Below are 12,302 nucleotides of genomic sequence, written 5' to 3'. Positions count from 1 at the left end.
AGCGGGGCCGGGGGACGCGCGGGATCTCGGTGATGCGGCGTGCGGACAGGGGCGCGGGGCGTGCTCCGGCCGCGGGCCGCCCACTCGTGGGCGATCCGCTCGGGACCGGGACGGTCCCGGAGGCCTGGGGGCCGCGGCGGGCGGACCACTGACAACCTGGCCCCCTTCTGCGGGAGCAGTCAACAGGGCCCAACCGGCCGCCACTTGTGCGTCTCACTGCCGTTGGCGGAAAGGGGTCGGCGTCCGGAGAGGGACGGCGTCCGGAAAGGGACCGGTGCCCGGGCCGGGGCGGCGTCCGGAAAGGGACCGGTGCCCGGGCCGGGGCGGGCTTGTGCACGTGGGCCGTGCAGGCACGCAGGAGGCAGGCGCGGTCGCCAGACGCATCCGCAAGAACACCGTCCAGGGCCACGTCCCAGGGTCACGTCGCGGAAGAGCTCCTCGGGACCGGCGGGCGCACGGCGGGCGGCCGGGGCCGCAACCCCACGGGAGCACGGCTGTCCCCGCGACGCATACTGAATCCGGACCCCTTCCTGGAGCCGCCACCGTGATCACTCCCACCACGTCCTTCCCCCCCTCGCGCGCCGGGACTCCGGCCGCCGGCCTGACGGTGGCCATCGACATCGGAGGCACGAAGATCGCCGGGGCGCTGGTGGGCGCCGACGGGACGATGACCGCCACGACCCGCCGCCCGACCCCGCGCGGCATGGACGCGGAGGAGGTGATGGCCGCGGTGACGGAGGTCGTCGCGGAGCTGTCCGGCTCCCCGCTGTGGCGGTCGGCGGTCCGCTGCGGGATCGGCAGCGCGGGCCCGGTGGACACCTCCCGGGGCACGGTCAGCCCGGTCAACATCGGCGCGTGGCGGCGCTTCCCGGTCCAGGAGAGGATCTCGGCGGAGCTCGCGGCGCGCGGCGCCGACCTGCCGACGGTGCTGGTCGGCGACGGGGTGGCGATGACGGCCGCGGAACACTGGCTGGGCGCGGCCCGGGGCCACGCGAACGCGCTGTGCATGGTCGTCTCCACCGGCGTCGGCGGCGGCCTCGTCCTGAACAACCAGCTCCACCCCGGCCCCACGGGCAACGCGGGCCACGTCGGCCACATCAGCGTCGCCTTCGACGGCGAGCCGTGCGTCTGCGGAAGCCGCGGCTGCGTCGAGTCGATCGCCTCCGGCACCGCCATCGCCCGCTGGGCCCTGGCCCAGGGCTGGAGTCCCGCCGAGGCCGACGGGGACGCCTCGGCCGCGGGGGTGGCCGCGGCCGCCGAGGCGGCCAACCCCATCGCCATCGCCGCCTTCGACCGCGCGGGACGCGCCCTGGCCGCGGCCATCGCCGCCACCGCCACCCTCGTCGAGGCGGACATCGCGGTCATCGGCGGGGGCGTCGCCGCCTCCGGCGACACGCTGTTCGCCCCGGTCCGCCGCCACCTCGCCGCCTACGCCAGCCTGTCCTTCGTGCAGGACCTGCGGGTGGTCCCGGCGGCCCTCGGTACGCACGCGGGTCTGATCGGCGCCGCCGCCGCGGCGACCATGCTGCTGCCCTCCGACGCCCCCGCTACGGCTTGACGGAGCGGTAGTAGCGCCGTGCGCCCTCGTGCAGGTCGAGGGGGTCGGTGTAGATCGCCGTCCGCAGGTCCACCAGCTGCGCGGCATGCACCTCGTGCCCGATGCGGTCGCGGCTGAGGATGACGGTGCGGGTGAACTGCTCGGTGAGCCCCGGGTCCGTTCCCTCCGTGGTGACCAGCAGGTTCGGCACGGCCAGGGTCGCCACCGAAGTGGTGTTGCGCGCCCGCGCGTAGGCGTCCTGCGGCATGACCGCCGCCCGGTAGTAGCGGGCCGGGCTGCCACTGCCCTGCAGCGACTCCACCAGGTCCCCGAGCTGGACGAGCCGGATCTCGAACCGCTCCGACAACTCGCGCACCGCGCTCGTCGGCAGACCGCCGGACCAGAAGAACGCGTCGATGCGCCCCGCCTCCAGCTCGGCGGGCATCGTGTCGATGCCGATGGACACCGGGGTGATGTCATGCGCCGGGTCCAGCTTGGCAGCCGTCAGCAGCCGCTCCGAGATCAGCCGCACCCCGGAGCCGGCCTGCCCGACCGCGACCCGCTTGCCGCGCAGGTCCCGCGCCGACTGCACCGGGGAGCCGGCCGGCACCACCAGCTGCACGTAGTCGTCGTAGAGCCGCGCGCACCCCCGCAGGAAGGTCGCGCCGGGCTTGCCGTCCTGGCGGTACTTGGCGACCGCGTCGGCCGTCGCCACCGTGAAGTCCGCTTCGCCGGCGGCCACCCGCTGCAGGTTCTGCTGGGAGCCCTCGCTGGGCTCCAGCCGGACCTTGACCCCGGGCACGTCCCGGCGCAGCTGCTGCTCCAGCAGCTGCCCGTACCGGTGGTAGACACCGGTCCGCACGCCCGTGCTGAAGGTGAGCTCGCCCGTGAGCTGCGGCTGCCCGAAGGGCCTCAGCCACCAGAGCAGGACGCCGAGGACGGCCAGTACGGCCACCAGGGCCCGCAGGGCGTGGCGCCTGCTGATCCGGGGCGGTACGAGAGGCATGGCGCGATCCTGCCACCCGTCGGCCGTCCTGTCACGACGCGGTCCCCTCGCCCCCGGCCGCCCGCGCCCGCCCCGGTCCCGGCCGCCCGCATCCCGCCGCCGGGGAAGCGGGGGCCGCGTCCCCGGGGACCGGAGGGCTCCCGGCGAGCGCCTACCCTTGGTGCATGACCAGCAGCAGCGACCGGAGCACGGCAGTGGACGTCAAGGGAACTTACGAGGTGCGCACCTACGGGTGCCAGATGAACGTGCACGACTCCGAGCGGCTCTCCGGTCTGCTGGAAGGCGCGGGCTACACCCGCGCCCCCGAGGGCTCCGACGGCGACGCCGACGTGGTCGTCTTCAACACCTGCGCGGTCCGCGAGAACGCCGACAACAAGCTGTACGGCAACCTCGGCCGGCTCGCCCCGATGAAGACCAAGCGCCCCGGCATGCAGATCGCCGTCGGCGGCTGCCTCGCCCAGAAGGACCGCGACACGATCGTCAAGCGGGCCCCCTGGGTCGACGTCGTCTTCGGCACGCACAACATCGGCAAGCTCCCTGTGCTGCTGGAGCGCGCCCGCATCCAGGAAGAGGCGCAGGTCGAGATCGCCGAGTCGCTGGAGGCATTCCCCTCCACGCTCCCGACCCGCCGCGAGTCCGCCTACGCCGCCTGGGTCTCGATCTCCGTCGGCTGCAACAACACCTGCACCTTCTGCATCGTCCCGGCGCTGCGCGGCAAGGAGGAGGACCGCCGCCCCGGCGACATCCTCGCCGAGGTGGAGGCCCTGGTCGCCGAGGGCGTCAGCGAGATCACCCTGCTCGGCCAGAACGTGAACGCGTACGGCTCCGACCTGGGCGACCGCGAGGCGTTCTCCAAGCTGCTGCGGGCTTGCGGGTCCATCGAGGGCCTGGAGCGGGTGCGCTTCACCTCCCCCCACCCGCGCGACTTCACGGACGACGTCATCGCGGCGATGGCCGAGACCCCGAACGTGATGCCCCAGCTGCACATGCCGCTCCAGTCCGGCTCCGACCCGATCCTGAAGGCGATGCGCCGCTCGTACCGCCAGGAGCGCTTCCTCGGCATCATCGAGAAGGTCCGCGCCGCGATCCCGCACGCCGCGATCTCCACCGACATCATCGTGGGCTTCCCCGGCGAGACGGAGGAGGACTTCCAGCAGACGATGCACACGGTGCGCGAGGCCCGCTTCGCGAACGCCTTCACCTTCCAGTACTCCAAGCGCCCCGGCACCCCGGCGGCCGACATGGACGGGCAGATCCCCAAGGAGGTCGTGCAGGACCGCTACATGCGCCTGGTCGCCCTCCAGGAGGAGATCTCCTGGGAGGAGAACAAGAAGCAGGTCGGCCGCACCCTGGAGGTCATGGTCGCGGAGGGCGAGGGCCGCAAGGACGGCGCCACGCACCGCCTCTCCGGGCGCGCCCCCGACAACCGCCTGGTCCATTTCACGAAGCCGCAGACGGCGGTCCGTCCGGGCGACGTGGTCACCGTCGACATCACCTACGCGGCCCCGCACCACCTGCTCGCCGAGGGCCCGACCCGACTCGTGCGCCGCACCCGCGCCGGCGACGCCTGGGAGAAGCGCAACGCCGCCCCGGCCGGGCCCGCCGGGGTCATGCTCGGCATCCCGACCCTGGGGGTCCCGGCGCCGCTCCCGGCGGCCACCTCCGGCTGCGCCGTCGACTGACCCTTCACCGCCCCCTGCCGGCGCGGCGGCTAGGCTGCGGATCATGCTCGTAGCCGCCGCCGTCTGTCCCGCCCCGCCGCTGCTCGTGCCGGAGGTCGCCTCGGGGGCCGCCGCCGAACTCGGCGACGCCCGCACCGCCTGCTCCGACGCCCTCGCGGTGCTCGCCGCCTCCCGGCCCGACCTGCTGGTGGTGGTCGGAGCCGCCGACGAGGACCACGGCGGGCCCTACCCCCAGGGCGCCCGCGGCACCTTCCGCGGATTCGGGGTCGAGGCCGGCGTACAGCTGGGGGAGGGTGAGGAGGGGCCGCGGCTGCTGCCCCCTTCGCTGGCCGTGGGCGCCTGGCTGCTGCGTCGCGCGCGCTGGGGCGCCGCCCCCGTGGAAGGGTTCGCGGTCGTCGATGCGCTGGACTCCGCGCGGTGTCTGCGGACGGGCCGGGAGCTCGCAGCGCGTGACGCCCGGGTCGCCCTGCTCGTCATGGGTGACGGCAGCGCCTGCCGGACCGTGAAGGCGCCGGGCTATCTCGACGAGCGGGCCGCCGCCTTCGACGCGGCCGCCGCCCGTGCGCTGGGCGCCGCCGACGTGGCGGCCCTCGCCGCCCTCGATGCCGCCCTCGCCTCCGAGCTCCAGGCCGCGGGCCGGGCCCCCTGGCAGGTGCTGGCCGGCGCCGCCGAGGGCGCGGGCCTGGAGGGGCGCCTGCTCTACGAGGACGCGCCGTACGGGGTGGGCTACTTCGTCGCCACCTGGTCCTAGGGGCCGCCTGGTCCTGGCCGCCGCCTGGTCCTGGCCGTCGTCCGTTCTGGCGAGCGGCGGGCAGGCGCGCCGTCCGGGGACGGCGCAGGGGCGCGGGACGGCCGGAGCCGGTCCCGCGCCCCTCCGGGCGCGTCGTCAGGACGTCGCCGGCGGCGGCGTCGGCGGCCCGCCGGGAGCGTCCTTGTGCGCGATCCTGCTTACGGCGTCCTTCGCCTTGCCCTCGGCGCTGGTGATCCGAGCGCTGTACTTGCCCTTGGTCTTGCCGTCCACGACCTTGGCCATCTTGTCCAGGCCCTCGCCGATCCTGCCCTCGTGCTGCTGCGCGAGGTCGCCGACCTTCTCCTTGGCCGGAGCGAGTTTGGCCTTCAGATTGTCCAGCAGGCCCATGGGACACCTTTCATCAGCGGATGACGGTCACGTACGGGCGCCCTCGCCGGCCTCGCTGTCCGCGGCCGCCTCGGCCGACTGCTGCTTCGGAATCTCCACGGCTTCCGCCGCCGGACCCTCCACCGCGGCCTCGGTCCCGGCCTGGTCGGCCGCAGCGGACTCCGCCGTCACGGCCTCGGCCGCGACCTCCTGCGCCGCAGCCTGTCCTTTACGACGAAAAAGCCGATCAAAAACGCCCATGTCTACTCCCGTAACGTTACTCGTGTGAGTGAAGTTCCGCCGTGGCCGGACCGGCCTCCGCCGGGCGTACGCCGGGCCGGAACCCTGCCAAGGCAACGACCCCGCCCCCACCCCGTCACGTAACCCGATCGGGTACACGCCGTGGGGTTTGCGAGACTGGGGCAGTGAGGAAAGCAGCCCCCGCACCGCGGGTCATCGCCGTCGTCGGTCCCACCGCGGCCGGAAAGTCCGATCTGGGCGTCGCCCTGGCCCGCCGGTTCGACGGCGAAGTCGTCAACGCCGACTCCATGCAGCTGTACCGGGGGATGGACATCGGCACCGCCAAGCTGACGACCGAAGAGCGCGGAGGGGTCCCGCACCACCTCCTCGACGTCTGGGACGTCACCGAGACCGCGAGCGTCGCCGCGTACCAGCGCATGGCCCGCGCCGAGATCGACCGGCTGCTCGCCGAGGGCCGCACCCCCGTCCTCGTCGGCGGCTCAGGCCTGTACGTACGCGGCGCCCTGGACGCCATGGAGTTCCCCGGCACGGACCCCGAGGTCCGCGCCCGGCTGGAGCAGGAGGCCACCCTGCGCGGCCCCGGAGCCCTCCACGCGCGCCTGGCCGCCGTCGACCCGGCCGCGGCGCAGGCCATCCTGCCCGGCAACACCCGCCGGATCGTCCGCGCGCTGGAGGTCATCGAGATCACCGGCCGCCCCTTCACCGCCAACCTGCCCGGCCACGACTCCGTCTACGACACCGTGCAGATCGGGGTCGACGTGGCCCGGCCCGAGCTCGACGAGCGGATCGCGCGGCGCGTGGACCGGATGTGGGAGGACGGGCTGGTGGACGAGGTCCGCGCGCTGGAGGCCCGCGGGCTGCGCGACGGAATCACCGCCTCCAGGGCGCTCGGCTACCAGCAGGTCCTCGCCGCCCTCGCCGGCGAGTGCACCGAGGACGAGGCGAGGGCCGAGACGGTACGGGCCACCAAGCGCTTCGCCCGCCGCCAGGACTCCTGGTTCCGGCGCGACCCCCGGGTGCACTGGCTCAGCGGCGCCGCCGCCGACCGCGGGGAACTCCCCGGACTCGCGCAGTCGTTGGTCGAACGAGCGGTTACAGCCTGATCACGTGATGGCATCGGGAAGCCCCGGGCGCCTGTCGCGGGGCCGGGGGCGTGCCATCATCAAACTGCTGCGGGTGCGGTCACCGGCAGTGCATGGCGGCGTACTGGGTCCGAGTGGGGAGGGCGCGTGGCGATGGAGGCCGGCCCTCGTGACACCTGGCGGGACGACACCAGGCGGGAAGCGGACCCGCAGCTTCTCGACCCCTCGGACGGCCCTGCCGGGCTCGGGCTGCCCGCCGACCCGGCCCGCCTGACCCCGGACGGACCCGACACCCCGGACCCCGCGCAGGCCGAGGCCGTCACCGGGCCCGAGTTCGAGGTCGAACTGCGTCCCCAGCGCCGCCTGCGCCTGTGGCAGATCGCCCCCATCGTGCTGCTCGCCGCGGCCGGCTCGCTCATGTTCGCCTTCCCGCTCGCCTTCGAGTTCGGCGACGGCGGAGCCGTGGTCGCGATGCTCGGCTTCCTGATCAGCTGCTGCGCCGGCGGCTGGGGGATGATGGCCGCCCGTCGCGTGGGGCACACCTGGCCCGGGCTCCCGCCCCGCGGCAGCGGCCGCCGCCCCGACTGGCGCATGGCCGCGCTGTACGCCCTCGCCGCGCTGGCCGTCGTCGCCCTCGCCGTGTACCGGGTCGCCCGGCTCCGCTGACCGCCGCACCCGTACCGCACGTACCGCATACCGCCCGTACCGCCCAGTGGACCGTGCAGCGCCCCTGAGCAGCGGCTCGGTACCATGGGCGGGTGACGCACACCACCCTCTCCTTCCTCAAGGGCCACGGCACCGAGAACGACTTCGTGATCCTTCCGGACCCGGACAACGCACTGGAGCTGCCCGCGTCCGCCGTCGCGAAGCTGTGCGACCGGCGCGCCGGGATCGGCGCGGACGGCGTCCTGCACGTCGTGCGGTCCGCAGCCCACCCCGAGGCCGCACACCTGGCCGGCGAGGCGGAGTGGTTCATGGACTACCGCAACAGCGACGGCTCCGTCGCCGAGATGTGCGGCAACGGCGTCCGCGTCTTCGCCCGCTACCTCCAGCACGCCGGCCACGTCGAGCCCGGCGACCTCGCCGTCGCCACCCGCGGCGGTGTCAAGCACGTCCACCTCGACAAGACCGGCGACGTCACCGTCTCCATGGGCCGCGCCGCCTTCCCCGACGGAGAGGTCACCGTCAGCGCCGGCGCGAAGACCTGGCCCGCGCTCAACGTGGACATGGGCAACCCGCACGCCGTGGCCTTCGTCGACAGCCTCGACGACGCCGGGAACCTGTACACCGCCCCGGCGTTCAGCCCCGAGGCCGCCTACCCGGCCGGCGTGAACGTCGAGTTCGTCGTCGACCGCGGCCCCCGGCACGTGGCCATGCGCGTGCACGAGCGCGGCTCCGGCGAGACCCGCTCCTGCGGAACCGGCGCCTGCGCCGTCGCCGTGGCCGCCATCCGCCGCGACGGCGCCGACCCGGCCGTCACCGGAGACCCGGTCACCTACACCGTCGACCTCCCCGGCGGCACCCTCGTCATCACCGAGCACCCCGACGGCCGGATCGACATGACCGGACCGGCCGTGATCGTGGCCGCGGGCGAGTTCGATGCGGCCTGGCTCACCGAAACGGCTTTCGCCTGAAGCTTCCCTCTAATGGGTGATCCGTTTCACGCTGAGCGAGAGACGGACTGCGCCACGTGGTGGGGTCGGTAACATCAGGCACCGGCCCTGAGGGCTCACCCCATGCCCGCCACCGCCGGTCGAAGCCGCCGGAGGTGCCCATGAGTGCAGAGGCCACGAACCCCGAAGCACATTCCGAAACGCGCCCTGAGCTCCGCAGACGCGGCCGGACCAGGCTCGATCTGCGCCGGCTCGGGCGCGCGGCCCTGCTCGGGCCCACGTCCCGCGACCGTCTCCCCGACGCCATCGGCCACGTCGCCGAAGCGCACCGCGCCCACCATCCGGACGCCGATCTGTCCGTTCTGCGGCGCGCGTACCTCCTCGCGGAGACCTCGCACCGCGGGCAGATGAGAAAAAGCGGTGAGCCGTACATCACACACCCCCTCGCCGTCACCCTGATCCTCGCCGAACTCGGCGCCGAGACCACCACCTTGACGGCCTCTCTGCTCCACGACACCGTCGAGGACACCGAGGTGACCCTCGATCAGGTCGGTGCGGAGTTCGGCGACGAGGTCCGCTTCATCGTCGACGGCGTCACCAAGGTCGAGAAGATCGACTACGGGGCCGCCGCCGAGCCCGAGACCTTCCGCAAGATGCTCGTCGCCACCGGCAACGACGTCCGCGTCATGTCCATCAAACTCGCCGACCGGCTGCACAACATGCGCACCCTGGGCGTGATGCGCCCCGAGAAACAGGCGCGCATCGCCAAGGTCACCCGCGACGTCCTGATCCCGCTCGCCGAACGGCTCGGCGTGCAGGCCCTCAAGACCGAGCTGGAAGACCTCGTCTTCGCGATCCTGCACCCCGAGGAGTACGAGCGCACCCGCGCGCTCATCGCGGCCCACGCCGGGGAACGCGACCCGCTGCCCGCCATCGCCGACTCCGTACGGACCGTCCTGCGCGAAGCCGGCATCACCGCCGAAGTGCAGGTCCGGCCGCGCCACTTCGTCTCCGTGCACCGCATCTCCCGAAAGCGCGGCGAACTGCGGGGCTCCGACTTCGGCCGCATCCTCGTCCTGGTCGGCGAGAACGCCGACTGCTACGGGGTCCTGGGAGAGCTGCACACCTGCTTCACCCCCGTCGTCTCGGAGTTCAAGGACTTCATCGCCGTCCCCAAGTTCAACCTCTACCAGTCGCTGCACACCGCCGTCGCCACGCCCGAGGGCTACGTCGCCGAGGTCATCGTGCGGACCCGGCAGATGCACCGCGTCGCGGAGGCCGGCGTCGTGGCGCTCGGCAACCCCTACGCCACCGCCCCCACCGCGGCCCCGGAAGCCCCCGCCGACCCGTACGAGGAGCGGGTGGACCCGACGCGGCCCGGCTGGCTGTCCCGGCTGCTCGACTGGCAGCAGTCCGCGCCCGACCCCGACACCTTCTGGAGCGTCCTGCGCGCCGAACTGGCCCAGGACCGCGAGATCACCGTCTTCCGGGAGGACGGCAGCGCCTCCGGCACCATCAGCCTGCCGGCCGGGGCGAGCTGCATCGACGCCGCCTATGCCCAGCACGGCGAGGCGGCCCACGGCTGTATCGGCGCCCGGGTCAACGGGCGCCTCACCTCCCTGTCCTCGCCGCTGTCCGACGGGGACACCGTGCAGCTGCTGCTGGCCCAGGACGCCTCCTCCGGGCCGGCCGCCGAATGGCTCGACCACGCGCGGACCCCGGCCGCCCGGATCGCCATCAGCCGCTGGCTCGACGCGCATCCCGACCGGGCGACGGCCCCCACCACGGCCGCGCGGGCCCCGCTGTCGGTGGTGGGGGCGCGGGGCGGCGGGGGCAACGCCGTCGCCGACCTGCCGGACGCGACCGTACGGCTCGCCGGGTGCTGCACCCCGGTGCCGCCGGACGCCGTCGCCGGATTCCTGGTCCGGGGCGGGGCCGTGACCGTGCACCGCGTCCACTGCTCCGCGGTGGCCCGGATGCGCGCGGTGGGGCGTACCTCCGTCGCCGTGCACTGGCGGGCCACGGCGGACTGCCGGGTCACGCTCTTCGCGGAATCGTTCGGCCGCCCCCACCTGCTGGCCGACCTGACCGAAGCCATCGCCCGGGAGGGCGTCGAGGTGGTCTCCGCGACCGTGGAACCGCCCGTCGAACAGCGCGTCCGGCACACCTACACCCTCCTGCTGCCCGACGCGGCCGGGCTGCCCGCCCTCATGCGCGCCATGCGCGACGTGCCCGGCGTCTACGACGTCAGCCGCGCGTAGGCGGCGCAGGGGCGCTGCCGCGCCGGCGCAGGTGAACGTGTGAGGCCCGCAGGGACGGGCCCTTCCCTAGGCCGGGTCGGCGCCCGAAGGCCCCGTTCGGGTGGACCCCTCGCGCGCCGTTCGCGGCCGTGCCACAGGCGCTGGTAAGCGATGGGGGATGCAGCTCACCTCCCCGCGCCTGCGCGCCGCCCTGCTCGCCGCGGCCTCCCTCACCCTCGTCGCCGCCGTGCTCCCCCCGCCGGAGGCACTGGGCATCGGCGACCGGCTGTTCCCGGAGCTCGGCAACCCCGGGTACGACGTCCTCTCGTACGACCTGTCCTTCGCGTACAAGGACAACCGCAGCCCCCTCGACGCGGTCACCGTGATCGACGCGCGCGCCCTGCGGCCGCTGGAGCGGATCAACCTGGACTTCACCCACGGCAAGGTGGCGTCAGCCGAGGTCAACGGCGAGCCGGCGCGGTTCGAGAGCGTCGGGGAGGACCTCGTGCTGACCCCGGCGCGCCCCGTCACGCAGAACGTGCCGCTGCACATCACCATCCGCCACACCAGCGACCCGCGCGGGCGCGCGGACGGCGGCTGGGTACCCACCGAGGACGGCCTGGCCATGGCCAACCAGGCGGACGCCGCCCACCGGGTGTTCCCCTGCAACGACCACCCCGCCGACAAGGCGTACTTCACCTTCCGCGTCACCGCCCCGCAAGGACTCACGGTCGTCGCGAACGGACTGCCGGTGACCCCCGCCCTGCGCGTCGGCCCCCACACCACATGGACCTACCGCACCGTCCACCCCATGGCCACCGAACTGGCCCAGGTCTCCATCGGCCACTCCGCCGTCGTCCACGGCGCCGGGCCGCACGGGCTGCCGCTGCGCCACGTGGTGCCCGCCAAGGACCGCGAGCGGCTCGAACCCTGGTTGAAGAAGACCGGCGGGCACATCGCCTGGATGGAGGAGCGGGTCGGCCGCTACCCCTTCGAGAACTACGGCGTGCTGATCGCCCGGGCGTCCACCGGCTTCGAGCTGGAGACCCAGACCCTCTCGCTCTTCGAGCACAGCCTCTTCTCGGGCGAGGGCTACCCCGACTGGTACGTCGAGTCCGTGATGGTCCACGAACTGGCCCACCAGTGGTTCGGCGACAGCGTCGCCCCACGCACCTGGTCCGACCTCTGGCTCAACGAGGGACACGCCACCTGGTACGAAGCCCTCTACGCGGACGGCCTCGGCAAGTACTCCCTGGAACGGCGCATGCGCGAGGCGTACCAGCGCTCCGACCAATGGCGCGCGGCCGGCGGCCCCCCCGCCGCGCCCAAGGCCGCCGCCCCCGGCGAGAAGATCGGGCTGTTCCGGCCCGTGGTCTACGACGGCGCCGCCCTGATCCTGTACGCCCTGCGTCAGGAGGTCGACGCACCGGCCTTCGACCGGATCGAGCGCCGCTGGGTGGCCGGGCACCGCGACGGCACCGCCGACACGGCCGACTTCGTACGCCTCGCCTCGCAGGAGGCGGGCCGTGACCTGGGCGCCTTCCTGGAGCCGTGGCTGTACGGGAAGACCACCCCGCCCATGCCCGGGCACCCGGAATGGAGCACCCCCGCCGCGCCGAGCGCGCACGCCCGGTCCGCGGAGGGCGGAAAAAGGGTGTGACCGCCGAGGAACGGGCATGTCACCATCGACGGGGCCGTTCGGGGAATCACCGGGCGGTGTGACACGTTGGACGTGACAGTCCACCAGTGCTATTCGAATCGACG

General features: G+C 73.8%; 11 protein-coding genes. 8 read left to right on the top strand and 3 right to left on the bottom strand.

Going from position 1 to position 12,302, the window contains the following annotated elements:
- Nucleotides 1-544 precede the first annotated feature (544 nt).
- Nucleotides 545-1,558 carry an ROK family protein gene (locus AMK16_RS07285; protein WP_443333534.1) on the top strand — a complete coding sequence of 338 codons (1,014 nt, stop codon included), beginning with the start codon at nt 545-547 and terminating at the stop codon, nt 1,556-1,558.
- On the opposite strand, the gene AMK16_RS07280 is transcribed toward AMK16_RS07285, so the two are convergent.
- Complete coding sequence (locus AMK16_RS07280) at nt 1,548-2,543, bottom strand: TAXI family TRAP transporter solute-binding subunit (protein WP_073909919.1); 996 nt, start codon at nt 2,541-2,543, stop codon at nt 1,548-1,550. The genes AMK16_RS07285 and AMK16_RS07280 overlap by 11 nt on opposite strands.
- A 164-nt stretch (nt 2,544-2,707) precedes the next feature.
- Here AMK16_RS07280 and miaB point away from each other — a divergent pair, with 164 nt between their 5' ends.
- Nucleotides 2,708-4,225, top strand: coding sequence for a tRNA (N6-isopentenyl adenosine(37)-C2)-methylthiotransferase MiaB (gene miaB / locus AMK16_RS07275; RefSeq protein ID WP_073909916.1), 1,518 nt, complete (start codon nt 2,708-2,710; stop codon nt 4,223-4,225).
- A gap of 43 nt (nt 4,226-4,268) precedes the next feature.
- Nucleotides 4,269-4,976: a class III extradiol dioxygenase subunit B-like domain-containing protein gene (locus tag AMK16_RS07270; protein ID WP_073909914.1), complete on the top strand. Its 708-nt coding sequence runs from the start codon at nt 4,269-4,271 to the stop codon at nt 4,974-4,976.
- Nucleotides 4,977-5,111: 135 nt separating this feature from the next.
- On the opposite strand, the gene AMK16_RS07265 is transcribed toward AMK16_RS07270, so the two are convergent.
- Nucleotides 5,112-5,363 (bottom strand): antitoxin, encoded by a 252-nt coding sequence (locus tag AMK16_RS07265; RefSeq protein WP_073909912.1) that lies wholly within the window; start codon nt 5,361-5,363, stop codon nt 5,112-5,114.
- A 27-nt stretch (nt 5,364-5,390) separates the two neighbouring features.
- Nucleotides 5,391-5,603, bottom strand: a complete 213-nt coding sequence (locus tag AMK16_RS07260; protein WP_073909910.1) for a hypothetical protein — start codon at nt 5,601-5,603, stop codon at nt 5,391-5,393.
- Nucleotides 5,604-5,767: 164 nt separating this feature from the next.
- Between AMK16_RS07260 and miaA the strand changes: the two genes are divergently transcribed.
- The 5 genes from miaA (at nt 5,768) to AMK16_RS07235 (ending at nt 12,198) form a co-directional block, all read left to right on the top strand.
- A complete protein-coding gene (gene miaA, locus AMK16_RS07255) occupies nt 5,768-6,706 on the top strand; it encodes a tRNA (adenosine(37)-N6)-dimethylallyltransferase MiaA (RefSeq protein ID WP_073909908.1) in 939 nt (312 codons plus the stop codon).
- Nucleotides 6,707-6,838: 132 nt separating this feature from the next.
- Entirely contained in the window at nt 6,839-7,351 is a 513-nt protein-coding gene (locus AMK16_RS07250; protein ID WP_107417061.1) for a hypothetical protein, read from the top strand.
- A 92-nt stretch (nt 7,352-7,443) separates the two neighbouring features.
- Nucleotides 7,444-8,319, top strand: coding sequence for a diaminopimelate epimerase (gene dapF, locus AMK16_RS07245; RefSeq protein WP_073909903.1), 876 nt, complete (start codon nt 7,444-7,446; stop codon nt 8,317-8,319).
- A 140-nt stretch (nt 8,320-8,459) separates the two neighbouring features.
- A complete protein-coding gene (locus tag AMK16_RS07240) occupies nt 8,460-10,559 on the top strand; it encodes a RelA/SpoT family protein (RefSeq protein ID WP_073909901.1) in 2,100 nt (699 codons plus the stop codon).
- A gap of 157 nt (nt 10,560-10,716) precedes the next feature.
- Nucleotides 10,717-12,198: a M1 family metallopeptidase gene (locus tag AMK16_RS07235; protein ID WP_073909899.1), complete on the top strand. Its 1,482-nt coding sequence runs from the start codon at nt 10,717-10,719 to the stop codon at nt 12,196-12,198.
- Nucleotides 12,199-12,302 lie beyond the last annotated feature (104 nt).

This window comes from Streptomyces sp. CB00455 (assembly GCF_001905445.1).
In the GTDB taxonomy this organism is placed as follows: Bacteria; Actinomycetota; Actinomycetes; order Streptomycetales; family Streptomycetaceae; genus Streptomyces.
The sequence above is the reverse complement of the archived record's forward strand: the minus strand, read 5'-3'. Positions and strand labels throughout refer to the sequence as shown.

Bases quoted from the DNA above. Each gene is read 5' to 3' on its own strand.
- AMK16_RS07280 (WP_073909919.1), bottom strand. From the start codon at position 2,543: ATGCCTCTCGTACCGCCCCGGATCAGCAGGCGCCACGCCCTGCGGGCC.
- miaB (WP_073909916.1), top strand. From the start codon at position 2,708: ATGACCAGCAGCAGCGACCGGAGCACGGCAGTGGACGTCAAGGGAACT.
- AMK16_RS07270 (WP_073909914.1), top strand. From the start codon at position 4,269: ATGCTCGTAGCCGCCGCCGTCTGTCCCGCCCCGCCGCTGCTCGTGCCG.
- AMK16_RS07265 (WP_073909912.1), bottom strand. From the start codon at position 5,363: ATGGGCCTGCTGGACAATCTGAAGGCCAAACTCGCTCCGGCCAAGGAG.
- AMK16_RS07260 (WP_073909910.1), bottom strand. From the start codon at position 5,603: ATGGGCGTTTTTGATCGGCTTTTTCGTCGTAAAGGACAGGCTGCGGCG.
- AMK16_RS07250 (WP_107417061.1), top strand. From the start codon at position 6,839: ATGGAGGCCGGCCCTCGTGACACCTGGCGGGACGACACCAGGCGGGAA.
- AMK16_RS07240 (WP_073909901.1), top strand. From the start codon at position 8,460: ATGAGTGCAGAGGCCACGAACCCCGAAGCACATTCCGAAACGCGCCCT.
- AMK16_RS07235 (WP_073909899.1), top strand. From the start codon at position 10,717: ATGCAGCTCACCTCCCCGCGCCTGCGCGCCGCCCTGCTCGCCGCGGCC.